At 43.2% G+C, this 26,955-nt stretch carries 18 protein-coding genes and 1 tRNA gene; 8 read left to right on the top strand and 11 right to left on the bottom strand.

What is annotated here, in order from left to right:
• Nucleotides 1-19 precede the first annotated feature (19 nt).
• Nucleotides 20-1,039, top strand: coding sequence for a J domain-containing protein (locus tag PseudUWO311_RS04250; RefSeq protein ID WP_142653864.1), 1,020 nt, complete (start codon nt 20-22; stop codon nt 1,037-1,039).
• Nucleotides 1,040-1,081: 42 nt separating this feature from the next.
• Here PseudUWO311_RS04250 and PseudUWO311_RS04245 read toward each other — a convergent pair whose 3' ends face one another.
• A complete protein-coding gene (locus PseudUWO311_RS04245) occupies nt 1,082-2,104 on the bottom strand; it encodes a hypothetical protein (RefSeq protein ID WP_190303391.1) in 1,023 nt (340 codons plus the stop codon).
• Nucleotides 2,105-2,318: 214 nt separating this feature from the next.
• Here PseudUWO311_RS04245 and PseudUWO311_RS04240 point away from each other — a divergent pair, with 214 nt between their 5' ends.
• From PseudUWO311_RS04240 to PseudUWO311_RS04225, 4 genes are all read left to right on the top strand, one after another.
• Complete coding sequence (locus tag PseudUWO311_RS04240; protein WP_142653861.1) at nt 2,319-2,957, top strand: CDP-alcohol phosphatidyltransferase family protein; 639 nt, start codon at nt 2,319-2,321, stop codon at nt 2,955-2,957.
• Entirely contained in the window at nt 2,948-3,901 is a 954-nt protein-coding gene (locus PseudUWO311_RS04235) for a phosphatidate cytidylyltransferase (protein WP_142653859.1), read from the top strand. Before PseudUWO311_RS04240 ends, PseudUWO311_RS04235 begins: the two co-directional genes overlap by 10 nt.
• Entirely contained in the window at nt 3,898-4,539 is a 642-nt protein-coding gene (locus tag PseudUWO311_RS04230) for a lysophospholipid acyltransferase family protein (RefSeq protein WP_142653857.1), read from the top strand. Before PseudUWO311_RS04235 ends, PseudUWO311_RS04230 begins: the two co-directional genes overlap by 4 nt.
• A 181-nt stretch (nt 4,540-4,720) precedes the next feature.
• Nucleotides 4,721-5,593 carry a class I SAM-dependent methyltransferase family protein gene (locus tag PseudUWO311_RS04225; protein ID WP_142653855.1) on the top strand — a complete coding sequence of 291 codons (873 nt, stop codon included), beginning with the start codon at nt 4,721-4,723 and terminating at the stop codon, nt 5,591-5,593.
• 235 nt (nt 5,594-5,828) lie between these two features.
• On the opposite strand, the gene PseudUWO311_RS04220 is transcribed toward PseudUWO311_RS04225, so the two are convergent.
• From PseudUWO311_RS04220 to glyA, 6 genes are all read right to left on the bottom strand, one after another.
• The gene (locus tag PseudUWO311_RS04220) at nt 5,829-6,989 is read right to left on the bottom strand and encodes a leucine-rich repeat domain-containing protein (protein ID WP_142653853.1); all 1,161 of its coding nucleotides are present in this window, start codon (nt 6,987-6,989) and stop codon (nt 5,829-5,831) included.
• 121 nt (nt 6,990-7,110) lie between these two features.
• The gene (locus PseudUWO311_RS04215) at nt 7,111-8,070 is read right to left on the bottom strand and encodes a leucine-rich repeat domain-containing protein (protein ID WP_142653851.1); all 960 of its coding nucleotides are present in this window, start codon (nt 8,068-8,070) and stop codon (nt 7,111-7,113) included.
• Nucleotides 8,071-8,276: 206 nt separating this feature from the next.
• Nucleotides 8,277-10,004 (bottom strand): leucine-rich repeat domain-containing protein, encoded by a 1,728-nt coding sequence (locus tag PseudUWO311_RS04210; RefSeq protein WP_223807439.1) that lies wholly within the window; start codon nt 10,002-10,004, stop codon nt 8,277-8,279.
• Nucleotides 9,958-10,851 (bottom strand): leucine-rich repeat domain-containing protein, encoded by an 894-nt coding sequence (locus PseudUWO311_RS04205; RefSeq protein ID WP_142653849.1) that lies wholly within the window; start codon nt 10,849-10,851, stop codon nt 9,958-9,960. Before PseudUWO311_RS04205 ends, PseudUWO311_RS04210 begins: the two co-directional genes overlap by 47 nt.
• Nucleotides 10,852-11,008: 157 nt before the next feature.
• Nucleotides 11,009-12,232, bottom strand: a complete 1,224-nt coding sequence (locus tag PseudUWO311_RS04200; protein WP_142653847.1) for a leucine-rich repeat domain-containing protein — start codon at nt 12,230-12,232, stop codon at nt 11,009-11,011.
• A gap of 147 nt (nt 12,233-12,379) precedes the next feature.
• Nucleotides 12,380-13,678 (bottom strand): serine hydroxymethyltransferase, encoded by a 1,299-nt coding sequence (gene glyA, locus PseudUWO311_RS04195; protein ID WP_223807438.1) that lies wholly within the window; start codon nt 13,676-13,678, stop codon nt 12,380-12,382.
• Between the two features lie 385 nt (nt 13,679-14,063).
• On the opposite strand from glyA, the gene PseudUWO311_RS04190 reads away from it, so the two are divergent.
• Nucleotides 14,064-15,161: a WD40 repeat domain-containing protein gene (locus PseudUWO311_RS04190; RefSeq protein ID WP_142653845.1), complete on the top strand. Its 1,098-nt coding sequence runs from the start codon at nt 14,064-14,066 to the stop codon at nt 15,159-15,161.
• Between the two features lie 141 nt (nt 15,162-15,302).
• Here PseudUWO311_RS04190 and PseudUWO311_RS04185 read toward each other — a convergent pair whose 3' ends face one another.
• Nucleotides 15,303-16,625: an alpha-amylase family protein gene (locus PseudUWO311_RS04185; RefSeq protein WP_142653843.1), complete on the bottom strand. Its 1,323-nt coding sequence runs from the start codon at nt 16,623-16,625 to the stop codon at nt 15,303-15,305.
• Nucleotides 16,626-16,899: 274 nt separating this feature from the next.
• On the opposite strand from PseudUWO311_RS04185, the gene PseudUWO311_RS04180 reads away from it, so the two are divergent.
• Nucleotides 16,900-16,986 (top strand) — tRNA-Ser (locus tag PseudUWO311_RS04180).
• 48 nt (nt 16,987-17,034) lie between these two features.
• On the opposite strand, the gene PseudUWO311_RS04175 is transcribed toward PseudUWO311_RS04180, so the two are convergent.
• Nucleotides 17,035-17,871, bottom strand: coding sequence for a DODA-type extradiol aromatic ring-opening family dioxygenase (locus PseudUWO311_RS04175; RefSeq protein ID WP_142653841.1), 837 nt, complete (start codon nt 17,869-17,871; stop codon nt 17,035-17,037).
• A gap of 397 nt (nt 17,872-18,268) precedes the next feature.
• Between PseudUWO311_RS04175 and PseudUWO311_RS04170 the strand changes: the two genes are divergently transcribed.
• Nucleotides 18,269-20,800 (top strand): VIT domain-containing protein, encoded by a 2,532-nt coding sequence (locus PseudUWO311_RS04170; protein ID WP_142653839.1) that lies wholly within the window; start codon nt 18,269-18,271, stop codon nt 20,798-20,800.
• Nucleotides 20,801-20,856: 56 nt separating this feature from the next.
• On the opposite strand, the gene pglZ is transcribed toward PseudUWO311_RS04170, so the two are convergent.
• Both pglZ and PseudUWO311_RS04160 read right to left on the bottom strand, forming a co-directional pair.
• The gene (gene pglZ, locus PseudUWO311_RS04165) at nt 20,857-23,166 is read right to left on the bottom strand and encodes a BREX-2 system phosphatase PglZ (protein ID WP_142653838.1); all 2,310 of its coding nucleotides are present in this window, start codon (nt 23,164-23,166) and stop codon (nt 20,857-20,859) included.
• Nucleotides 23,167-23,169: 3 nt separating this feature from the next.
• Nucleotides 23,170-26,949, bottom strand: a complete 3,780-nt coding sequence (locus tag PseudUWO311_RS04160) for a phage resistance protein (RefSeq protein WP_142653836.1) — start codon at nt 26,947-26,949, stop codon at nt 23,170-23,172.
• Nucleotides 26,950-26,955 lie beyond the last annotated feature (6 nt).

Below are 26,955 nucleotides of genomic sequence, written 5' to 3'. Positions count from 1 at the left end.
CCTCCTCCTTATAACCTCTATGGCGCGACAATCTAAATCTACTCGTCCTGCTGCATCTTCCCAAGGGACTCTTGGGCTATCTGACTTGCGGAATCGGCTTAATTTTTTGGAGCAAGAAAATGAGAAATTACTCAAGCAAATTGAGTCAAACCGTTCTAAATTAAATAAGCTTAACGATAGCATTAAAGACGTGGGGATTCAGATCGCTCAGCGCGTCGCTCCTTTTCGTCAAAAAATATTGGAACTCGATCGCCAAATCCATGAAGTATTTAAGGAAATCTTCGCTGGTCGAAAGTTGGGGAAGAAATCTCGAAAAGATATTGAGTCAGTTTACTATCATCTCCAAGCAGATGGGCTGATCAGTCCGCAAAAGTTACCCTCTAGCGCTGAAGTAGAAGATGATGATTCTGATGAAGGGTCGGAATGGAGAGGCTATGAGAGGCGATCGCATCAAGAAGTTATGGAAGATATTGCAAGACCCGATCGAGATGATCTAAAAAAGATTCGCCAGCTTTTTTTGCGCCTAGCCGATCGCTTTCACCCTGACAAAGTTACCGATGAAGTGGAAAAAGCTTTTCGGACTGAGGTGATGAAGGAAATCAATCTAGCATATCAAAATGGTGATTTGGCAAGGCTGTTGGAAATCGAGAAGCAGCAAGAACTAGAAGCATTTATTGATCGCGATAGTTCCGATGATCTGACCCGACATTGCGCGAAGGTGGAGTCAGAAAATTCTTTTCTCAAAGAACAGCTTGCTACGCTCAAGCAGCAACTTAAACTCACAAAGAAAACTCAACAGGGTGAAATGACTGCTGTTTTTAAAAAGATCACTAAATATGGCGGCGATCCTATTGGTGAAGCTCTATTTGAGGTTGAGGCTCATGTCGAAGTCGTTGAACAACTTCATAAATTTGTGCTTGATTTTCGCGATCGCCGCATCACGATTCAAGAGTTTTTGAGGGGACCTACAGATTTGATGCAGCAGCAAATAACGGAAGAGGAGTTGATGTTAGAGTTTTTATCGCAATTTCAGCGGTAAAGCCCAAAAGATAATTGTTGCGCTTCGCGCCGCAATTATCTTTTATAACTTTTGCATATCAAGTTTGAGAAAGCGATCCACCGCTTGATACATCCAATAGAGAGGCATCTTCGGATCAGAACTAGTTTTCTGAAATCCTAAGGCTCCTGCTAACGCTGCGTAATTGGGATGAATGATTAAAGTATACATATCCCAGAGATTTGGGAAATCTTGTTGCATTCTCTGGAGAGTTTGTTGAGAATCCAGTAAAAGGCTAGGCTGGGATGCCTGTCGATATTCACTATCAATCACCCAACTCCTCACAAAAATAGACTGACAAGTTTCATCTCCTGCCAAAGCCATCTGAAAAGGATCAATATCAGAAACTTGACTCAAATGCAGTCCGCGACTAGGAGGTTCAAAAAACTTTATTTCTGATTCCCGTTTAGTCGGATAGAAAGCATAAAACCCGACAGGGTTTTGATTGTCACTACGACGTAATACCCGTAAGCCTGCCGCATATTGACTAGCCCAATCGCGGAGGATATTGGCAATGCGATAGGTGACTGCATCGTTATTGCGATTGAGCCAGTTGTAGTTGCTAGCTAACAAATTTGCGATCGGAATCGCATCACTGCGCGGGTCAAAAGCATCGATCGCAAAGCTTATATTGGAGTCTTGAGTATCACTTTTCAGCAGATCTGGCAGTGGTTGAATTTTGATTTGGGTGCAGTTGCCATCAAACTGCTTTTGAATTAGCCCCAGATCAACCAGCTTATTGAGCATCATCCCCGCTGAGCGATCGCCTCCACGATCTTTGTCGCTATAAAATACTTCTGATGCTTCAAGGCAACTACATTCAACCCATCCTTGTGGAAAAGATAACTCAGCCAGTGGTGGTTTCGGGAGAACTTTTCGCGCTTGGCAATCTTTTAAAAATAAGTAGAGCGCTAGTCGTACAAAACAATCGGCTCTGCGCCGAGTCATCCCGATTCTTTTAAGTAGCAGCACTACATAATGTTGTTGGATTGTTTCTGAAAGCCATTGCTCAAGGGCTTCAGGACGAATTGCTGGCGAACCTAACATAAGTTACCAATTAGCTGGAGATCCAAGTTTTTTTGCCGAAGGCAAAAAAACTATTGGAATTTATTAATCTAATATAACAAGCTTTTTCAAAAAACTTCGCCCTACTTCGATCTACTTCTATAAACTTCGAGGAGATCGCAGTCTGCTCGATCAAGTCATTCTCATTACAGTGGTAAAGGTTGCATGATTAGCTCATGAGTTTTCGGAGAAGCTAATGATTTCAATCTACCAATGCAAATCAGCCTTTCAAAATCTGCTCCGCCCATTCGTAGCCCAATTGGCAGCATGGCAAATTTCTCCTAACCAAGTTACGGGAGCGGCGATTTTGTTGTCTGGATTAACTGGACTAGCACTTGTGCAAAGTACACAATTTGCATATTCATTTTTGCCTACAACACAACAGGTTCTATGCTCTCTACCGATCACTTTATTGGTACGCATGGGACTAAATGCGATCGATGGAATGCTAGCTCGCGAACATGATCAGAAATCAGCCTTGGGCTGCATTCTCAATGAGATGGGAGATGTCATATCTGATGTTTTTCTCTATCTACCATTTGCGCTAATAGCTGGTATTTCCGCTCCCTTGATTGTTGGAATTGTAATATTGGCGATCACTTCGGAAATGGTCGGGGTCTTAGGCTATGAGATTGACCATATACGACATTACGAAGGTCCAATGGGCAAAAGCGATCGCGCCTTTGTATTTGGCTTAATTGGTTTGCTCCTCGGCTTAGGAGTTGCTCCTTCTCAATGGCTCACCATCCTTTTAATTGGAGTGATTTTTCTACAAATTTGGACAATTATTAATCGCATTCAAGGGATGTTACAGGAGGTTGAATCATGGAAATAAATTTAGCTGCACCAGTGCTATATACCCTCGCGGGAATTTTTGGACTACTTGCGATCGCCACCCTTATCGTCCTCGGTTTAGCCTTAAGCCATTGGGAAACAGACTATAGCGAACTAAATGCCCGTATCAAATCTTGGTGGGTGATGGTGACTATTTTCAGTCTCGCCATATTGCTGAAACATCCCGCATCTATCATCTTCTTTATGTTTCTCAGTTTTATCGCTCTGCGAGAATATCTCTCTGTAATTCCCACTCGCTTTAGCGATCGCCGCGTTTTACTCTGGGCATACCTTGCCATATTTCTCCAATACTTCTGGATTTACATTGGTTGGTACGGAATGTTTTTAATCTTCATTCCCATCTATATGTTCTTGCTCCTTCCAATGCGCATGTTGCTCAACGGCGAAACTGAAGGTTTTTTAAATGCGATCGGGACAATCCATTGGGGGCTGATGTTGAATGTATATACGATTAGCCATCTCTCATATTTAATCATGCTGCCCCTAAGCGGCAATCCGATCGCAGGTGGTACAGGCTTATTAGTTTATCTATTGCTGCTGACGGAAATCAACGATATTTCTCAATATATCTTTGGCAAGCTATTTGGTCGCCATAAAATCATTCCCAAAGTCAGCCCCAATAAAACTGTAGAAGGATTGCTAGGAGGGATTTTGACAACTACTGGGTTAGCGATCGCCTTAGCGCCTTGGTTGACTCCCTTTGATATACTCCATGCTGGTTTTCTAGGGCTATTGCTCAGCCTGACAGGATTTATCGGAGATGTGAATATCTCTGCTCTGAAACGAGATTTGGGCATTAAAGATAGCGGCAATCTGCTGCCTGGACATGGCGGTATTTTGGATCGCATTGATAGCCTCACTTATACCGCTCCTCTATTTTTCCACTTCACAGTTTATTTCTACTTCCAAGGACAATTGCTATGAAACAAATTATTAGCGTTATCTTCTTTCTAACCACAAAAATCATCGTCTTAGTCCTGCTAGGATTGCGCATCCAACATCGCGAGAGATTGCCCACAACTGGCCCCGCCATTCTAGTTGCTAATCACAATAGCCATCTGGACACCCTTGTTCTCTTGTCACTTTTCCCCTTGTCAAAGGTGCAGCATCTTCGCCCCGTCGCCAATGAGGAGTATTTTCTCCAACAAAATCCTTGCTTAGCATGGTTTGCACGTCACATTCTACATATTATTCCCGTTTCAACTGAATCGGGTAACTGTCGAGATAATTGCAACAACCATCGCAATTTCTTTAAAAACTGTGCCGATGCGATCGCCGAAAATCAGATTCTTATTCTCTATCCTGAAGGCACTAGAGGCACTCCTGAAAGCATCGGTGAGTTTAGAAGTGGCATCGCCCATCTAGCCAAGCAACATCCTCATGTACCAATCGTTCCCATTTTCCTGCATGGTCTAGGCAAAGCGCTCCCCAAAGGCGACTTCCTCATCGTCCCATTGGTATGCTCAATCTTCATTGGTGAAGCCATGTACTGGAATGGACAAAAACAAATCTTTCTCCAGCAACTAACAGAGCGCGTACAGGCGCTGTCTGTAGAAAAATGAGCCAAGAACTCAAGTTCTTGGCTAAAAGCTCAAGTCCACTGAAGTGGACTAAAGAACTTACGTAGAAAGCAAATTTCTGAGACAGCCTAAGTCATGGGCTGGCACGGGGGCACAGCCCCTACAGAATCCAGATTCTATCTACTTTTTCCTTTTTCCTTTTTCCTTACCCACAGAGGTCGTCATGCTACAAAAATCATTCCCTACCTACGAACAACTTTTGCTTCCTCTACCAATCTGGAATCCTAAGGCTTGGTACTACGGATTGATGAATCTCTCTCTCAAAACCATTGGCAAACTATCACAAGGCATTCAGATCGGATTTCAGTATGGTTTTGATTCAGGTGTGATGCTGGAGTATGTTTATAAAAATCAGCCCAGTGGTACTACACCTCTAGGAACTCTCATTGACTGGTTTTATCTCAATTCTCAGGGATGGCGCGGCATTAGATCGCGATCGCAGTTGATGAAAACCACACTCCGCAAAGTATTACAGTCCTATCAACAGCAGAATATTCCCTGTCATTTGTTGGATGTTGCTTGCGGTGGCGGTCGCTACGATCTAGAGGTGTTGCAAGAATTTGAACAAGAATTGGGAAATAATGCGATCGCGGCAACCCTGCGTGATTACAAATTAGAGAATGTTACTAAGGCTCGCCAGTTAGCGACTCAATTCGGAGTTACTGCCCAGATCGAACAGGCTGATGCGTTCAATGACGAAGATCTAGATCGGGTAATGCCAAGACCAAACTTGGTTATTGTTTCAGGACTACATGAGATTTTGCCCAATGATGCGCTGATTAAAAATCACTTTCAGCAACTCTATCGAATTCTCGATACAACAGGGACGCTGATCTTCACGATTCAGCCACAGCATCCTCAGCTAGAAATGATTGCTCGCACTTTGCCAGCGCATACGGGGCTTCCTTGGGTAATGCGAGTGCGCTCTTGGGAGCTAATTCGCCAATGGGCAGATGCTGCTGGATTTGAGAACTTTCAGGTACAAATGGAATCCAATGGCATTTTTGGAGTTGTCACGGCTGAAAAGCACAGATAAGTTTCTATTCTAATTCTAAAACTAAAGCAACAAAATTATTTCGGCAGACCAAGCTCGCCGTAATAATTTTGTTGCTTTAAAACTTTAGATATGCGCGATCGCGTATTTTAAACGTACTCATCATCACCAATAAATTTTTGATCGCGCTACAGAATGTTGAGTATGTGGGTAGTGCTAAACAGGTAAAGATGGGCGGCGTTAAGCGCCGCCCATCTTTACCATATAACTTTTAGGACTACCAGTATGTGCAAACAGATTCAGGTTTGACTGGGCAGGAGTTGTCATTAATTTTGTTGTTACTGAGACCGAGGTACGTCAACTTAGTCAACCCCGCAAGTGGCTTAACATCAATGATTTGATTACCGTCAAGTGAGAGTACCTTTAGATGAGTCAAATCCGCAAGTGGCTTAACATCAATGATTTGATTACCGCCGAGTGAGAGTCGCTCCAACATAGTCAGACCCGCAAGTGGCTTAACATCAATGATTTGATTACCGCCGAGTGAGAGTTCCGTTAGATTCGTCAAACCTGTAAGTGGCTTAATATCGCTAATTTGATTACCGTCGAGATAAAGGTTAGCCAACTTAGTCATCTCTCCAATTGGCTTAACATTACTAACTTGATTCTTACCGAGATAAAGGATCATTAAATTAGTTAAACCAGCAAGTGGCTTAATATCAGTGATTTGATTCCTGCTGAGTGAGAGAAAAGTTAAGTTCGCCAAACCTTCAAGCGGCTTAATATCACCGATCTTATTCTCGCCAAGAAAGAGTGCAGTTAGATTAGTCAATCTCTCAAGGGGCTTAATGTCGCTAATTTGATTGCTACTAAGATTGAGGTGAGTAAAATTAGTCAAGCCCACAAAAGGCTTGATATCAATGATTTTATTGCTGTTGAGCGAGAGCCAAGTCAACTTAGTCAAATTCGCAAGTGGCTTAATGTCAGCGATTTTATTGCTTAAGAGATAGAGTTCTGTTAGGTTAGTCAAACCTACAAGTGGCTTAATGTCGCTAATTTGATTGTTGCCTAGATAGAGATAAGTCAATTTAGTCAAACCCGCAAGTGGCTTAATATCACTGATCTTATTGTCACCGAGATAGAGTTCTGTTAACTCAGTCAAACCTGCAAGTGGCTTAATATCACTGATTTGAGTCCCGTTGAGCGAAAGTGTAGATAGGCTATTGAGCTTCATATCAGCTAGCTTACAGTCTTGCGTGCCAGATTTCTTGAGCATTACATCAACCGTTTTTTTAGGTTCTACTAGAAGAGAATCCTTCTGCAAACACCATTTTTCAAAGCTTTGATTATTGGTTGGAGCCGCATCAACCTGTGCAACTTGGAACGATAGAATTAGTATTGTGGCTGAGACAATATCAACGTGCAAAGATGATTTCATATTGATTTTGGTTGCTTTATAGCATAAATCATAAAAATATCGTATCACTCTTATAAAACTTTGGTTGTATGCGATCGCATGTTTATTTGCGATTATCAGCACTAATAAATAGGCGGAATGGTTAGTACTTACAAATAGATTCTGGTTTGACTGGGCAAGCCTTTTCGCTGACTTGATTGCCCGTAAAATAAAGGTCAGTCAAATTAGTCAACCCCGCAAGTGTCTTAAAATCACTGATTTGATTATCGTCGAGACAGAGAATACTCAATCTAGTCAAATGTGCAAGAGGCTTAATATCACTGATTTGATTCCTGTCGAGACAGAGAACACTCAACTTGGTCAAATGCGCAAGAGGCTTAATATCTCTGATTTGATTCTCGCCAAGCCGAAGACTAGACAACTGAGTCAAACCCGCAAGTGGCTTAATATCTCTGATTTGATTGTTTTCAACACTGAGATCAGATAACTTAGTCAAACGAGCAAGAGGCTTAATATCTCTGATTTGATTCCCCCCAATACGTAGACTAGACAACCTAGTCAATCCCGCAAGTGGCTTAATGTCAATAATTTGATTCTCTCCGAGAGAGAGCCTAGTCAAATTAGTTAAACTGGCCAGTGGCTCTACATAAATGATTTTATTGCTGTAGAGTCCAAGAGAAGTCAAATTGTTCAAGCCCGCAAGTGACTTAACATCACTGATTTGATTCCAAGTAAGGTCGATTTCTGTCAAATTAGTTAAACTGGCCAGTGGCTCTACATGAATGATTTTATTCCTGTAGAGCCCAAGAGAAGTCAAATTAGTCAAACTCGCAAGAGGTTTAACATCACTAATTTGCTCCAAGCCAAGGGATAGATTAGATAGACTATTGAGCCTCACATCAGCTAACTTACAGTTTTGTGTACCAGATTTCTTTAGCAACACCTCAACTGTTCTTTTCGTCTCTACTGGAAGAGAATCTTTCTGCAAACACCATTGTTCAAAGCTTTGATTGTCTGTTGGAGCAGCGTCAACCTGTGTAACTTGGAACGATAGAATTCCTATAGCGGCTGAGGCAATACTAAAGCGCAAAGATGGTTTCATATTAGTTTTGGTTGATTCTATAGTGTGATTCACAAAAATATCGTGTCACTATTGTGAAATTTTGGTTGTGCGCGATCGCAGATTCATTCGTGATCACCATCACCAATAAATCTGCGATCGCGCTATGAAGTGATTGAGAATTAGATGCGATCGCTTCCATCCTTAAAACTCATACTTAGTAAAGCTATTTCCAAGGATTTCTAATATTACTTGCAGACTGATTCTGGTTTAATTGGACAAGATTTATCACTAATTTGATTCTCACCGAGATAGATTTCAATCAACTTAGTCAAACCCTCAAGAGGCTTAATATCACTGATTTGATTCCCGCTGAGACCAAGAGAAGTCAACTTAGTTAAACTCGCAAGAGACCTAATATCACTGATTTGATTCTTGTCAAGAGTGAGGTCAGTAAGATTTGTCAAGCCTGCCAGTGGCTTAATATCACTGATTTGGTTTCCGCCGAGACCAAGAGAAGTCAACTTAGTTAAACCCACGAGAATCTTAATATCACTGATTTGATTCCCGCTGAGACCAAGAGAAGTCAACTTAGTTAAACCCACAAGTGGCTTAATATCGCTGATTTTATTCCCGTAGATGTCAAGAGAAGTCAACTTAGTTAAACCCACAAGTGGCTTAATATCGATGATTTGATTGCTGTTGAGATAGAGCTCAATCAACCTAGTTAAACCCGCAAGAGGCTTAATATCGCTGACTTGATTCCCGCCAAGATAGAGCTCAATCAACCTAGTTAAACCCGCAAGAGGCTTAATATCGCTGACTTGATTCCCGCCGAGCCAGAGGCTAGTCAAATTAGTCAAACCCGAAAGAGGCTTAATATCACCGATTTGATTCCCGTTGAGTTCGAGTCTAGTCAAATTAGTCAAACCCGAAAGAGGCTTAACATCACTGATTTGATTCCCGTTGAGTTCGAGTCCAGCCAGCTTAGTCAAACCCATCAGAGGCTTAACATCACTGATTTGATTCCTGTTGAGATACAAGTCAATTAAGTTAGTCAAACCCATCAGAGGCTTAACATCACTGATTTGATTCTCTTCGAGAAAGAGTCCAGCCAGCTTAGTCAAACCCATCAGAGGCTTAACATTACTAATTTGATTGTTGACGAGACTGAGGCTAGACAAATTAGTCAAACTCGCAAGCGGCTTAATATCACTGATTTGATTCCTGCCTAGATAGAGCGAATCCAAATTAGTCAAACTCGCAAGTGGCTTAACATCACTGATTTTATTGTTGAAAAGAAGAAGCCCATGCAAATTAGACAATCCCGCAACAGGCTTGACATCACTGATTTGATTGCTGTTGAGCCAGAGCATCTTCAAATTAGTCAAGCCAGCAAGGGGGTGAATATCACTGATTTGATTATTGTCGAGAAAGAGTTTCTCCAAATTAGTCAAGCCAGCAAGGGGTTTGATATCACTGATTTGATTGTCTTTAAGACTGAGCCAATCTAACTTAGTCAAACTCGCAAGAGGCTTAACATCACTGATTTGACTGCTATCGAGATTAAGTATTGGTAGACTGTGTAGACTGTTAAACTTCATATCAGCTAACTTACAGTCTTGTGTACCAGATTTTTTTAACATCACCTCAACTGTTCTTTTAGTCTCGACTGGAAGAGAATCCTTCTGCAAACACCATTGCTCAAAGCTTTGATTGTCGGTTGGAGTAGCATCAACTCGTGCAACTTGAAACGATAGAATTACTATTGTGGCTGCGACAATACTAAAGCGCAAAGATGGTTTCATATTGGTTTTGGTCGCTTTATAGCATAAATCACAAAAATACCATATCACTCCTATGAAATTTTCATTGTGCGCGATCGCAGATTCATTCGTGATCATCATCACCAATAAATAGGCAGAATGTTTAGTACTGACAAATAGATTCTGGTTTAATTGGGCAAGATTTGTCACTAAGTTGATTTCCACCTAGATGAAGTTCAGTCAACTTAGTTAAGCCCACAAGTGGCTTAACATCACTGATTTTATTGTTGGTGAGATAGAGCCAATGCAACTTAGTCAAACTCGCAAGTGGCTTAACGTCAATGATTTGATTCTCGCTGAGATCGATGCCAGACAACTTAGTCAAGCCTGTAAGTGGCTTGATATCAATGATTTGATTGCTGCTGAGAGTGAGGATAGGCAACTTAGTCAAACCCGCAAGTGGCTTAATATCGCTGATTTGATTCTTGTCGAGAGTGAGCCAATTCAACTTAGTCAAGCTTGTAAGTGGTTTAATATCACTGATTTTATTGCTGTTGAGAGATAGCCAAGTCAACTTAGTCAAACCCGCAAGTGGCTTAATATCTCTGATTTGATTTTCGTCAAGAGTGAGGTCAGTCAACTTAGTCAAGCCAGCAAGTGGTTTAATATCAATAATCTTATTGTCGTCTAGAGAGAGCCAAGTCAACTTAGTCAAACCTGCAAGTGGTTTAATATCAATGATTTGATTCACGTCGAGAGTGAGTTTCGTCAACTTAGTCAAACCTACAAGAGGCTTCACATCACTGATTTGATTCCCATTGAGATTAAGGGTAGATAGACTATTGAGTTTCCCATCAGCTAACTTACAGTCTTGTATGCCAGATTCTTTTAGCAACACCTCAACCGTTTTTTTAGTCTCAACTGGAAGAGAATCTTTCTGCAAACACCATTGTTCAAAGCTTTGATTTTGAGTGGGAAGGGCAACTGCTTGTAAAACAGGAAATGATAGGAGAAGTGTGGCGATGGAGAGAACACTGACGGTTAAAGAGCTTTTCATATCGGTTCCTGTTTTTTAGGATTTTACTGCTTTCTTAGAAGTACGTCTGCGATCGCAAATAGATCGTCATGTGATTGCGATCGCAAATAGATCATCAACAAACTGCGATCGCGCTATGAAGTGATTGAGAATCAGATGCGATCGCTCTACGGAATATTTAGTACTTACAAACAGATTCTGGTTTGACTGGACAAGATTTGTCACTAAGTTGATTTCCGCCTAGATGGAGTTCAGTCAACTTAGTCAAACCCGCAAGTGGCTTAAGATCATTGATTTGATTTCCGCCTAGATGGAGGTAAGTCAAATTAGTCAAATTTGTAAGCGGCTTGACATTAATAATTTTATTGTCGTCAAGCATGAGTAAAATCAAATTGTTTAAGCTTGATAGAGGCTTAATATCACTGATTTGATTTTTGTAGAGAGAGAGACTCGACAAATTAGTCAAACCCGCAAGTGGTTCAACATCACTGATTTGATTCCCATTTAGAAATAGACCAGTCAGATTAGTTAAGCCCGCAAGAGTCGTAACATCACCGATTTGATTGTCGCTGAGAATGAGTCTAGTCATATTAGTCAAACTCGCAAGTGGTTTAACCCCGCTGATTTGATTGTTGCTGAGAATGAGTATAGTCATATTAGTCAAACTCGCAAGGGGTTTAACATCACTGATTTTATTGTCGCTGAGCCAGAGACCAGTCAACTTAGTCAAACTCGCAAGGGGTTTAACATCACTGATTTTATTGTTGTTGAGGACGAGAACAGTCAACTTAGTCAAACTCGCAAGTGGTTTAATATCACTGATTTGATTGTTGAAGAGACTGAGTTCTGTCAAATTGGTCAAACTCGCAAGTGGCTTAATGTCAGCGATTTGATTGAAGTAAAGAGTGAGTTTTGTCAACTTAGTCAAGCTCGCAAGTGGCTTAATGTCACTGATTTGATTCCAGTCAAGCTTGAGTTCTGTCAACTTAGTCAAGCTCGCAAGTGGCTTAATGTCACTGATTTGATTCCCGTCAAGCTTGAGTTCTATTAACTTAGTCAAGCTCGCAAGTGGCTTAATGTCACTGATTTGATTCCCGTCAAGCTTGAGTTCTGTTAACTTAGTCAAGCTCGCAAGTGGCTTGATATCAGTGATGTTATATCCGCTCAGATAAAGTTTAGACAAACTATTGAGTTTCATATCAGCTAATTTGCAGTCTTGTGAGCCAGCTTTATTGAGCAACGCCTCAATTGTTTTTTTAGTCTCGACTGGAAGAGAATCCTTTTGCAAACACCATTGCTCAAAACTTTGATGGTGGGTTGGAGCAGCGTTAACCTGTGCAACTTGAAGCGATAGAATTACTATAGCGGCTGAGGCAATACTAAAGTGCAAAGATGGTTTCATATTGATTTTGGTTGATCCTATAGTACAATTCATAAAAATATCGTATCACTCTTTGGTTGTGATCGCTCGCAGACTCATTCGCGATCGCCATCATAAAAAAAGGAAGGTACATGTCATGTACCTTCCTTTTTTTGTGATGGATTTTATTTAGACGGCTAGAGCAGGTTCCTTGATGCTGATCTCTGGATACTCAAGTTCAGGATAGAGAGGGAAACGATCGCATAGAGCTTGAACTCTTGCGAGACAATCAGATTGGACAGCATCACTCTCAGGACTTAAAAGGCGATCGGCGATAATATTGCCGATTTCGCGGAAGTCAGATTCTTTTAAGCCACGAGAAGTCATCGCAGGAGAACCAAGGCGTAAACCACTGGTTACAAAAGGTGATTCAGGATCGAATGGAACGGTGTTTTTGTTAGCAGTGATATTGATGCCGCTTACTAACAAGTCTGCGACCTTACCAGTCATACTAATACAACGCAGATCGACCAACAACAAGTGGTTATCAGTTCCATTAGAAACCAGTTTGAATCCACGTTCTTGCAATTGAGCTGCAAGAGCTTGAGCGTTCGCAATCACCTGTCCACAGTAAGTTTTGAACTCAGGACATAATGCTTCACCGAAGGCAACAGCCTTAGCTGCAATTACATGCTCAAGGGGGCCACCCTGTGAACCAGGGAAGACTGATTTATCGAATTTCTTACCAAGTGCAGCATCGCGAGTCATGATCAGACCGCCACGAGGCCCACGTAGAGTTTTGTGAGTGGTTGTAGTAACGACATCACAATAGGGAATTGGATTGGGGTGATGTCCTGACGCGACTAAACCTGCGATATGGGCGATGTCTGCCATTAGATACGCGCCAACTTCATCTGCGATCGCACGGAATTTGACAAAATCGATAATTCTGGGATATGCCGAATAGCCGCAAATGATTAATTTGGGCTTATGTTGCAAAGCCAAATCGCGAATCAAATCAAAATCTAGCTGTTCGGTTTCTTGATTTAAACCGTAATGGACTTTGTTAAACCACATTCCCGAAACATTTACAGGTGAACCATGAGTCAAATGTCCACCATGGGACAAGTCCATCCCCATGAAAGTGTCACCTGGTTTGAGCAGGGTCAGGAATACGGCAAAGTTTGCCTGTGCGCCAGAGTGAGGCTGGACATTTGCATGGGCTGCGCCAAATAATTCTTTGATGCGATCGATAGCGATCGACTCGATCTCGTCTACAAACTCACAACCACCGTAATAGCGTTTGGATGGCAGCCCTTCGGCATATTTGTTGGTCAATACTGATCCCTGCGCCGCCATAACTGCGAGGGACGTAAAATTTTCACTGGCTATCAGTTCGATATTATTGCGCTGTCTCTCGATTTCTTTACCGATAAAGCCTGCGACAAGAGGATCGGATGCGGCGAGGATGGGAAACAAGTTTGTCATTTTGCTAAGCTTCTGTGCTTGATTGTCTGAAATTAAGTTGGATAGGACTTACGCAGTATCCCTGCACTCAAGTGCGTGCTAAAAGCTCAAACCCGTTGAAACGAGTTAATTAACAGTATTCTGTAGTCCACTTTAGTGGACTTGAGCTTTTAGCCAAGAACTTGAGTTCTTGGTTGATTTACATAAGTCCTATGGGTCGAAAACGAGGCTGGATTAGCCTAAACGAAAATACCTATAAAAATATGCTAACACGCAGTGATTATAGCTATAGACTAAAAAAAGAGTGGCGGCGCGAAGTGCTGCCACTCTCTTTTTGGTTTTACGGCGCTTTGCGCTAAGTTAAAATCCATGGGAGCTAACAAATGGAGACAGCCAAATAATTACTATGCCCAAGCCTAAGACCACACTTATTCTAAATCCCAAACCTCAATCACAAATTACACTCAGTGAATATGTCACCGCGATCGCATGGTCACCCAATAGCAAATATCTCGCTGTTGCCACTGCATCGGGTGAGACAGTAATGTTTGATGATGCAAAGGCTGGTAACGATCTGACTCAAAAGTTGATTGAATTACAAGCACCAACAGAAATTTCAGTGGATTGTCTGGGATTTTCGGCAGATGGGCGATGGCTGGCGGCTGGGGGGCAAGATGGTAAAGTACGAGTGTGGAAATTAGATGGCGATCAACCTGCGATCGCGGCAACCCTCGATCTTGGTACAAAATGGATTGAGCATCTGATTTGGCATCCCACTCGTCCCGAATTTGCATTTAGTTTCGGTAAGTATGTCCAAATCTGGAGCGCAGAGACTCTTGATATTGTGACGACCCTACATTTTGAGCAATCAACAGTACTAGCGATCGCATGGCATCCAAGCGGCGAATTACTCACGATGGGAGGTGATGGCGGTATTAAGGCATGGACAGCTAAGGATTGGTACGAAGATCCGATTCGGTTTGAAATGCCAACTGCTACTTCCAAACTGGTTTGGGATCGGGTGGGTGAATATTTAGTAGCAAGTACCCTCGATAATCTAGTTGTGGTGATGCAATGGCTTGGCACAGACTTTGATGCCTCACCTTGGCGGATGCAAGGTTTCCCTGGGAAAATTCGTTCTTTTGATTGGTCAGCTAGCAAAACTTCGCCGCTATTGGCTTCCTCTAGTGGTTCCGATGTGGTTGTGTGGGAAAAACATGCTGATCTGAATGTCGGTTGGGAAGGTGAAGTGATTAAAGGTCATAACAGTATCGTCGGCTTTGTTGCCTTCAAACCTAAATCTGAAGTACTTGCCTCTGCTGATGAAAATGGCAGGATTGCAATTTGGAAAGATGCCAAGGATTGGGTACAAGCATTAGAAACTCCAATGGGCGAGATTACAGCAATGCAATGGCAACCGCTGGGCAAAAAATTAGCGGCTGCAAATGCCGACGGAGAACTAATGTTATGGAGTGAATCTTCACAGGGAAAAGGTTTTCGCTAAGAATGAGAGTGGCGACGCAAAGCGCCGCCACTCTTTATAGCAATAAATATTTTAAAAGTGCTGCGAAGCAGCACTTTTAAAATATTTATTGCTTTGGGCTTGAGCGAGAAATGTTCTATGTTCTGCTGTGGTTGTTGACAGCTATTCTGCTAACCACATTTGGGCTGTTCTGGGTGGGACAAATAGGGACAGCGTATTTCCAGAAAGGTTCATCTCATAGTGATGGATAAGATCTCGATATTTAGCAGGGTTTTTCAGTCCCCAAGTGCTGAAACTTGCCCATTGGTTTGAGCCACTTTTGTTTATAGCTACAATTCCATTTGCGCCTCGGCGGAATACTAGCAATAAGTCACTTTCATAAAGGATAACCATCGGCTGACCATGAACAGCATTATGAAAATGGATCATCGCCACCATATCGGGGCGCTTGTATACATCTAACCAGCGATCGCGGTCTTGCGAATGGCGTGATTCATTATGGTCAGAATAAATGAGAGGAACTCCTCCATCGCGTCCCAAGATGTAAGCATGAGCCAAATGTTCATCTTGTGGATCAAATAACCAAAAGCGGAACCCATCATTGTGAGGAATATCGTGGTTGATTACAAAGGTTACTGATCGATTCCAAGGCAAAGCATTATTTTGGCTTTCAGGACGAGCTAAAGCTCGCAAAGAACCACCCATGCCGAATGCTTCGCGCATAGTTTGGAATAGAGGAAAATCATAGCCTGAAATCCAAGTTTCTCTTAAAAATGGATCAAGGAATATCCGCTCATCGCGATCGCTACCTGTTAAGACTTCACCGAACCAAAACCGATCCCGAAACTTAGGATTATCAGCAAAGTTATCAATCATTCGCTCGGTGATATGTTTAATGGCATCTATCCGAAAACCATCGAAGCCCATCTCTATCATTGCCTCTACCATAGCGGTCTGCTGCTGCAACACCCAGTCAGAATTTTTGAGATCAGGTAGCCCTGATAAATTCTGATAGATCACGGCATCCCGATTTGACCACTCATCGCTATCAATCTCACCAGCATTGTTAAAGTCGAAAACAGAAAATAATCCTTTACTGAGGTCACCATATAATCGGTTCTCCTCAAACAAGGCAGGCTGTTTTTGGTAACGCTCAAGCTCGGCTGCACCTGGAAAATCGAAATGATCTTTACGAGCTTCGTTTGCCATGTGGTTAACCACAAGATCCGCATACACCTGTAATTTGGGAGTGCCTTCATGGCAAGCCTTAATCAACTTCTCCAGATCCTTTTTGCCTCCCAAATGTGATAGCAATACTCGATAATCTTTAGGCTGATATCTCTGCCACCACTGATCGCCATTAGGGTCTGAGTAAAGTGGAGGTGGGATTAGCACCGCTCCATATCCCGCTTCTCGAATAGAATCCAAATTGTCAATAATATCTGTGTATCGCCAATTAAAGGCATGGAGAGTAACATTTCGCATGGTTATCCTTTTCCTATGATGGTCGAAAAATCTGCTTGGACATGAAGGACGAGAACATTGTACTGATTTTTTTAGAGAATTCACGGCTAAAAGCAGGTGATCTCATTTCAGTTAATTAAAGCAAGTTGCGGAGATAATCGCCTATGACGGTGATGAACCAAAATCGGTTTCATAATGAGAATTTCTGAATTTCAGCACTTTATGCTATCAAAGCATACATAGTGTGATATTATTACAATCGCTTTGCTTACCAAAGACATTACAAAACATATTTGGAGAGGTGGCAGAGTGGTTGAATGCGTCTGACTCGAAATCAGATTTGGGGTCACACCTAACGGGAGTTCGAATCTCCCCCTCTCCGTACAAACCCAAAAAGAAGGTGCTGCTTTCGCAGCACCTTCTTTTTGGGCTAAAAAACTGTTTTCTCGCCAAAGCGAAAACTGGAAACAGTGATTCCCCCGAAAAATTTCTCTTCATGATAAATGCGATCGCCTAACTCCATCTCAGCAGCACCAACAGCAACGAAGAGCGGAACCAAGTGATCTTCTCGCGGATGAGCTATGCGTGCTGATGGCGCTTGGCTCCAGTTAACTAGATGATAGTTTCGTTCGTCAGACTTCGAGCCACAGACAACATTTGTCAGCCATTCGTCAAACAGATGAGAAGAAGCTTTTGCCTGTTGTCCTATCATGAGGCTCAAGTTGTGATAGGTCAGCCCACTACCAATAATCAGCACACCCTCATTTCTAAGCGGTGCGATCGCACGGCCGACAGCAATATGCGCGGCTGGATCGTAATCTGCTCTTATAGACAACTGAAGTATGGGGACATTTGCTTCAGGGTAAGCGACAAACATTGGGACAAAAACACCGTGATCAAATCCACGGAATTGGTCGGAGTCCGCCTGAAATCCAGCTTTTTGTAGCAGTTCTTGGATACGACTAGCCACCGACGGGGAGCCTAGGGCAGAATATTGGATTCGATAAGTATGTTCTGGAAACCCAGAATAGTCATAGAGCATTGGCGGCGCAGCACTCGACATGACTGTGAAGTTCCGTTCTTCCCAATGTGCAGAAATGACGAGAACTGCTTTAGGTGTGATCTCAATTTCTTTAGGGATGGCTTGCAAAGAGGCTTCAAGTTGTTCAAGCCCGCTCATCTCTTGCCGCATCCAAGGCCAGGGGCCACCACCATGGGAAATAAAGTAGGTGGGGAGAATGATTTTACGATCAGTTTTTGTAATCATTAGGGACTTCCAATTTTATTGTGGCGCTGTCCTACATAGTAAGCATAATTAAATGGCTCAATAGGCGTTTCGGGGAGGTGCTCTAGCGTAAATGACTGAAATACTTGAAGACAATGGTTTTAGCCTCGGAGGTCTTTGATGTCTGAAATACCCATCATTAAAAGCATTGAGCCGTTTATCAAGGTTGAACTCCCCGAAACACCTATAGAGCCATGCTGAGATACTTCATTGTGAGGGTGCGCCTTTTCAATTTATTCTGCCTTTTTGTCGTTACCAAAAATGCAACTGACCAAATAACTTTTAGAAATGGTGGGAGACTCAATTTTAGTAAATATTAATAGCTTGCCTACTCACTAAATTACGATAGGCGCTGAGGAGTGAAGTTACCATGAAATTGATGAAACCTATTTACATCTCTATCCCTGTCGCGATCGCTCTTGCAGGAATGATCGCTCATCGCACCTTAGCCCAGTCTAGCCCGATCGCTAAAACTCCACAAAACCCTAGCACTATGGTTAGAACAGGAATTCTCGAACCAGTTAGCGATCGCACTCCTCGCGCCGAAACAAACAAAGATCGTCCTGTTGGTGGGTTGTATGTCCAAACCACCGATCGCAAGCAACAAGCTTTTACTTTAACCAATACTGATGTCAAAGGGAAAATATCTGGCAACATTTCAAGGGTAGAAGTCACCCAAACTTTTCAGAATCCCTATGACAAACCCTTAGAAGCCATATATGTATTCCCATTGCCAGACCAAGCGGCTGTCGATGACATGGAAATTAAGATCGGCGATCGCGTCATTAAAGGGGATATCAAAAAACGTGAAGAAGCCAAGGAAATCTATGATCGTGCCCGCAAGGAAGGACGCACAGCGGGTTTGCTAGAGCAAGAACGGGATAATATCTTCACGCAATCTCTAGCAAATATTAAACCAGGTGAACAAATCAAGGTGACGATTCGCTACACCGAAAGCCTTAAATTCGAGCAAGGCGATTATGAATTTGTATTCCCCATGGTCGTGGGACCTCGCTATATTCCAGGGGCAGCGATCGATCCAAAGGGAAATACTACTCAAGTCCCTGATGCCTCGCGAATTAATCCGCCCATACTCAAGCCTGAAACGCGATCGGGCAATGATATTACGGTGAGCTTGCAAATTGATGCAGGTGTTCCCATTCGCAATCTTTATTCCACTTCGCATCGCATTGATGTTCAGAATAATGGCGAAACCATGCAACTAAAATTAGCGGCTGGCGATAACATTCCTAATAAGGACTTGATTGTGCGTTACAAAATTAGTAGCGATCGCACTCAGCCCACGATCCTCACAACCACAAACGACCAAGGCTCACACTTTGCAACTTATCTGATTCCTGCGATCGCCTATCGTGCCGATCAAATTGTACCCAAGGACGTTGTGTTTTTAATGGATACATCAGGTTCTCAATCAGGCGATCCGATTATCAAATCAAGGGAACTGATGCGCCGCTTTATCAACGGATTGAATCCCAACGACACATTCACAATTATTGATTTTTCTAGCACCACTCGCCAGCTTTCTAGTTATCCGCTCCAAAATACCGTTGCCAATCGTCAAAAGGCGATGAACTATATTGATCAAGTTGATGCTAATGGAGGTACAGAATTAATGAATGGCATCAATGCTGTAACTAACTTCCCCTCATCATCTAATGGACGTATTCGCAGCGTGGTACTAATTACCGATGGTTATATTGGCAATGACAATGAAGTAATCTCTGCCGTTCAGAAAAATCTCAAACCTGGTAACCGTCTTTATAGTTTCGGTGTTGGCAGTTCCGTTAATCGCTACTTGCTTGAGCGTGTTGCTGAAATGGGACGAGGTACTTCGCGAGTAGTACGTCAAGATGAACCAACCCAAGAAGTTGCCGAGAAGTTCTTCCGTCAAATCAACAATCCTGTCCTTACGAATATTCAAGTGAAATGGGAAGGTGATGGCGCGGCTCCCGAAATCTATCCTAGTAATGCTCCTGACCTATTTGCGGAGCAGCCTCTAGTATTATTTGGCAAAAAGGGCGATCGCGCCAATGGCAAACTCAAAATCACAGGTATCGCCGCAGGTGGCGAGCGTTACGAGCAAACCCTTGATGTGAATTTTGATAAAGGCAATAGTAATCTCGGCATTGCCCAACTATGGGGACGCGCTCGCATTAAAGATTTAATGAATCAGATGTTTGGTGGCGAAGTCAAATCACTTGTTGATGCAGTGACTCAAACTGCTCTCAACTACCGCTTGCTCTCTCAATACACTGCTTTTGTTGCAGTGAGCGAAGAAGTGCGCGTCAATCCTGACGGCGGCAAGGTCACAGTAAATGTTCCAGTAGAAATGCCTCAGGGTGTAAATTTTGGCGTAACTTCAGGCGAAATCGCCGATAGTCGAAGTCTCAAGCCTGCTGCCCCAAGCTCTGTACCTATGACTTCTCAGCGCACTACGACTTTATCTCCTCAGCAATTTAGCACTTCAACAAAATTGCAAGGAGAAGCTATTTTTTCAATTACTGGCAGCGATAAGCTTAACACAAGACTCAGTCCTAAAATTGATAGCAGTAATACTCCTGCTGAACCATCCAAGGTAAGCCAACAATCTACTGTATCAAAAGTCCAAATCGTGAGTATCTCAGGCATTGCTGGTGTTGATATTAGCATTGTCCAGCAAGCGATCGCTCAACAATTGCAGTCAATTAATATTCCTGCTGGATTCAATGGAACTGTAGTCTTAGAGATTCCCATTCAAAATGGCAGGTTGACAAGATTTGTACTGGATGATGTGGCTTCGACTGTGAAGGATAAAAATCTTGTAGAGATGATCAAGCGATCGCTACAAAATATCGTCTTGTCATCGACAGCTAATGGCAATATCCGTCTCACTCTCAACGTTATTTCTTAAAATCGCAAAGTCTCACAAGCAAAAGGCAGCGAATCGCTGCCTTTTGCTTGTGAAGCTTAAATATTCCACCAACTAGGAAACTTATTTAGTGACTCTATCCAACCACTAGGGAAAGATTTTCCTGAAGATAATACTGCAACAGGAGTTACTAACTCTTGGGGGTTGACTCCACCATGATATCCATTTTTTTTGGGCTTATAGCGAAGCTGCTCTGACCAAGGTGCAATTACTACCCTGTGTTCCGATGCAACAACTCGACTTCCAGTCAATCGACATTCTTGGTCTGTAAGATTGCCATCATCAGGTCGCCATCTTTCGCCTCCCTCTGTTGTAGATATTAGTTTAGTTCCATGCTCAATAATATGGCCATGATCGCTTGCCAAAATCACGATGCGATCGCTATTTTTTGCTTCATGTAAAAGAGCAGGGAGGAGGTTTATGGATTGCTGTGTCCAGTTCACATGCAACTGCTCACCTTTAGTTAGACGGTCATCGATCGCATTGACAACTACACCGATGACTAGGCGATCACTAGATGCAATTGCTTGGCGCACATCTTGGCTAAGAGTTACATCTTCTTCTCCTTGTAGATGGGTTTTATGGAATAGGAGAGGAGCTTGTTTTTTCTGTTGTTTGCTGCGCTCGTTAAGGTCAGGATGAAATGTAAATCCAGAGGTTTCGTCCTTTGCACTACCACTTCTTACTCGCCCACACAATAAGCTAGTACGTGATATTTCAGTGATTGATGGAACTGTGGCTAGGGCTGGTATTACTGGAAAATCTCGATCTTCTTTGTGCAATAGTAACCAACCTTGACGAGTGATATTTTCTAGTAGTTGAAAACATACTGACATACTCATTCCATCTAAAACAATCAAAAGAACTGGATTGTGAGATACGATCGGTGCAACGATATCTTTGAGAACATTTTCAACTACTAATACTCCATTTAATACTTCATTGTTATTTGAGCCTAACTCTGTCCAACTAGCAAAAAGATGGGCAAAGTTTTGTGAATGGTCTTCGCGTGCTTTGACAGCAAGATTAAAAAGCTCAGCATAGGCGGCTGAAAGTATTTGTAACGGCTCATCGGCAGTCAGCGAATGTCTTGCCCAGTCTGCAAAGCAGTTGTCACTGAGTTCAATGTCGATCGCGCCCGTTAGGGATTGTGGCAAAGAATTTGTCTCTGTTTGTTGTTGAACCCACTTACACAGCCTAATCGCCATATCGAGATTATTGATGCGACTACGATATTGCTCCTCTTTAGCTAAGGTATGTCCTAATACTTCATGACGACAAGCGAGCAGTTTTTTTAATCCACTGGAGTTTTTGAGTGATTTTTTTAGAATAGACGATAGAGTTTGTCCAAAGGACTCAAGTCGCTGATGAAAACCTAGTGGTGAGATCTCGCTGAGGTGGGCTAGATGACTAGCACCAACTTCTTGCAAAATCTCGTCGGCGCGATGCAAGATTTGCGATCGCTGTTGGATTTCTGATGATAAACGCCATTGAATCACTTCCTGAGTTGCATCTCGCCAAGCAATTCCCAAATCGGGAGTTAGGCTTTCTCCTTGTAAATAGCGCTCTTCGATTTTACCGATCGCCTTATCCAGCTTTCCTGATGCTTGGGGATGAAATAAAACTCCAAATACTAAGCCTAGAGAGACTAAATCGTTGCGTTCTGTTTGGCAGGCACAGCGCAATATGTAATGAGCTGTTCTGCCGACAAGATTTGTGAGGTAAGCAATTACGGCTTGTTGAAAGATCGGTGGAGCAGTTTTGAGTTTAGTAATACGATCGTTATCTATTGACCATTTCAAAATATATGGTAAATCGGGAGAGAAATCGGAAATGTCTAAACCGCGATTTAAAAGGATTGTCCAAACTGTCTCGGCATCGAGAAAGCCGTTGCTAACAGGTGCATAACTATCGGTGCTACTCCAATCAATCAAATATTCGGCGATCCAGCGTTCTTTCCGCAGACGTGGATCGATCGCATTTGCTTGAAATAAGGATTTGACGACTTCCCAAACATCGATCGCCAAAAGTTTCCGTTTAGCCAATCGCATGAGAATATCTTCGCCAAGATCGTTGTCTTCTAGGGGAGTTAGAAGAACGTGGATTTTATTGTTTTGACGATCTTGATCTAGATTGCGGATTGCATCTTGCATGACATCTCGCATGATTAAGCGGATTGCTAGAGGAGATTTACATGGATGAATGTAAATGGTGATATCGCCATCGGTTTGCACTGTTTCGCTAATCCATTGTCCTGAAGTGTGAATACCAATGAATTTGGCATTTTCACTTTTTTTGCGAATGGTCGTAACTTGCACCTTAATTTGATTGATACTGGGGACGATCATTGTTTATTCGACAATCCAACTTAAATTAATACGGATTTTTTGATTTTGTTTTTGCTGTGATTTTAAACTACTGAGAAGTTGCTCGGCTTCGGCTAGATTAATGTTTTCATGGTTTTCTTGACTAATGATTTGTTCGCTAGTTGGGAGCGGTGGAGCAGGTGTGATGGTTGGATTAATATTTGTGGCTAATGATTGGGTATGGGTTAGTGGCTTTGTAGAATCAGCGGCAATTTGAGTGGGCTGGTTAGGTAATAGGGGAAATGGGGCAGAGGTTGGCAATGGGATATTTTTTGGCTTTGCTGTAAGGATGCGGGTGGCTTTAGCTTCTGAATCTTTAAGTACAGGTGATAAGGCGATCGCATATTCATCGCCACTAAGGGCATAGGTCAGGTTATCTAGCAAAGTTTTAACTTCAGCTGAGCGCTCATCAGTTATATCTTGGCTTATGACCTGAATGGCGCTGAGAATTTCCCAATTTGCACGATCCAAAGATTTACCAAGTGTTTTTAGTTGCCTGAAACATTCTTTCATCGCAGTCTCAGAGGTAGCGATCGTAATATCCGCCAGGATATTGATTACGTCTTCTGATTTACTGGCTTTGAGTCTTTCGAGAGCATGACTGATCGCTAGAGCTGTTTGCAGCCGATCGCAGTTTTTATTGATCTGATTGGCGATCGCAAATCGTTTTATAGAGTCAGTGAGTATATTGGCATAGTGTTTGGCATGGTCGATATTTTCTGATGCGAGATTGGCGATTTGTTCATTGAGGATGGCGACATTTTGAGCATTGAGCAATCTAGAGATTTGCACATTAAAAATGCTACTGGCGCGATCTAGGGCAACTTGCCATATTGCTTCATCGGGAAGCTGTTGGGTGCGAAACTCGATATCATCGGGCAGAGATTTGAGGGTTGGCTCGATCGCGAGATTGCTGCGATAAGCAAGGCGATTGGTTTGCGCCGTGAAGATGAGTATGACGAGATTTTGGGCGATCGCAGGTAGTCCCATTGGTTTTAGCTCATCAAGCCAACGGCGCAACTGCCCTACGGATATCGCTCCGCCTGCTTCCGCAATTTTGCGTGTGAAGAGTTGCTTCCAATGCTGTCCGAGCACAAAGTGGGTGGCATCTGGAGCCATTTCGCCTAGTAATAATGGATTGGCAATTTGGCGAACTAGTAGGCGGAGTTTCCGATCTTCGATCGCAATTCTGCCATCGTTTTGCTGGGTTGCATCAAGGATCACGCGATAGACTTTCTCAAGATTATTACTGGCTTCAATTTCGGCTTCAAATTCTGGTGCGGAGGGAAATTCGTAAACTAGTGCTTGTTCTAATAAATTGGTAAGTGCATCTCGCAGGGTAGAAGCCACAGGCGGCTGGAGCTGTAGTCCTTCGTAAAGGGATTGAAAACGTTCGTTTAATTCGAGCGATCGCGCAGAGTTAATGGAATTAGTATCGGAAGATTCGAGTCCATAGACTACTTCTAAATGATGTAAAACTCTTTGGTGGAGACTGCTGCGCTGATTTTCTAATAAGGACTTTGCGGCTTGACGATCCTGTGCTGAGAGATTATTCGCAAACTGGGCAAACCGTTCGCCTGTGCCAGCGAGAATATGCTCAAGGGTAACGAGCATACCAAGATCGGTGAGAGCGTCTTCACTGAGAAAGGCAGGAATCCAACCTAGGGTCTTGGCTCCTTGGGGATGATCTTCGCTGAAGGATTGAATCCGACTGATATCATCACGCGGGGTATGGGTATCGACATCAAAGGGATAGTCGATGATAATTTTCCAGCGATCGCTATTGTTTTCTAGGACGGTGAAAGGTAGTTCGCGAATGTTCCGAAACATGACTGTACAGGAGCGTCTTGTGTTTTTCCAAAGATGGGTAAAACTCTGCTCTAGTTCATCTTCGCCTTGGATGTTTAGTTGCTTGAATAATAAGTCACGCACGAGCCTGATCCGATTACCATGGTTGTCTTCGCGCTTGCCTTGGGCGATGATGCTCTCGGTATCCACTCCAGAAAGCTGAATAGAGATTGTTGGCATATTACCTTCGGTGAGACGAATTTCGCCGATAGTGCCAGCCCATTGCCGACATTTTTGCAAAACGATCTGTCCTTCTCTCCCTGGAATCGGGGCTTTGATAGTGCCGTGGTTGAGTGCAGACAGACGTTCGGGCGTGAGACTGCGCAAGACTTCCACTTCAGGCACAAGCGCCGATAATAGTAGAGTTTTAATCAAGCGATCGTCGTTGAAAAAGGCAATGCGCTTGGGGTCATTCTCTAACAGAAGTTCAAATTCTTCGCGGCGCAAACCGTGCTGCTTCTCAATCATGGGCAGCAGTTTTTGATGGTAGAGCCGCTTGGCATTGTCAAAATGAAAGGCTGTTTCGGGACTGAAGGATTCGTCCCCATGGGCGATCGCATCAAATAAATCTCCCACGGGCAGAATATCTCCAACGGCAAGATAATCGCGCCTGTCCACAAGCATTTGCACCATGATTTTGAGGGCGGTGCGTTCGCGTTGGAGGACGCTAGAGACGGCGATTAGGGCTTGAATCAAGGCGGGGCTAAATGGATAGACTTGTCGAAACATTTCCCGATCGCCTTCGCGGGTAAGTAGGACATTCATGGCTGCTTCACGAATGCTGAGAGTTTTGTCAAAGGCGGCATCAATCTCGGTTGTGGCGGCAGGATTTTTAGGACGGAGAACGCGCTTTTGGGCGATCGCAGGTAAGTTGCGATCTTCGAGAACGATGCGATCGAATCTGCCTTCCCAATGTTTGAGGGCATCACTAAAGTTAAGGCGTTCGGCTCCAGGGACAGCATTGCCGATTAGGTCGCTGAGGTCGCGCTGTCTTGCCACAAAGCTGACAATCGGAATTGGGCGATCGGGGGTTTGAGCTTCGACGAGTTTGGAGAGTTTCTGTCCTTCGCGATGGATAAAGCTTAAGTCGGTGGCGCGACTGGCTAACCAGAGAATCAATTCATCAAGAAATAAAATGAGGGCATCATAGCCGAGGCTCTTGGCGTGCTGACTGATTACTGATAGTCCTTTATCAAGAGATAGAAAAGCTTCGCCTTTGGCTTGTTGATCGTAGGAATTGAAAAAAGCTTTAATCAATGCACCGATGATTTGCGATCGCACTTCGGTTGCGGGTGGTGCATTGGTGGCTTTTTCAAAACTCTCAACATTCCAATCATTGGCGGCAATTTCACCCCAGCCAGTATTAGTGGCATTTGCGCCATTGAGCGCTGCAAAAAAAGCGACATCGCCCATTTGCGATCGCAGATTTGCGGCATCTTGAAACATTCCTTCCGCAAGATATACGCCTGGAATCGGTGCTTCGGGATGGGTGCGGCGGATGAAATCGACATAGCCACCAAGGATGCAGGACTCCATATTTTCGGAGCCGATCGCATGGTACGGAACTAAAAGGAACTTTTTACCTGTGACCCATTCGTTATTTTTGGCGATTACGGGTGCGAGTTCGTTGATGCTGCGGGCGGTGAGGTTGCCTTTGAGGATGAGGTAGAGGACAGCCATAAAGTGGCTTTTGCCGCTACCAAAGCTGCCATGTAGATAAGTTGCCTTACTGACGTTGGTTTGGAGAGTGCTGCGGATAAAGTTGAGTGCTTTTTCAAAGCATTTCTGTAATTCGGGCGTAACGACATAATCGCGCAGGATCTTATCGGCATCATTCGCCACTGATGACAGATTGAGTACAAAGTCACCTTTTTGGAGGCTTTCAGGAATTTCGATTAGGTCTTTGAGGAGCGTCATGGGCTT

It is taken from the genome of Pseudanabaena sp. UWO311 (assembly GCF_006937785.1).
Taxonomy (GTDB): domain Bacteria; phylum Cyanobacteriota; class Cyanobacteriia; order Pseudanabaenales; family Pseudanabaenaceae; genus Pseudanabaena.
This window is presented reverse-complemented; position numbering and strand designations above follow the sequence as displayed.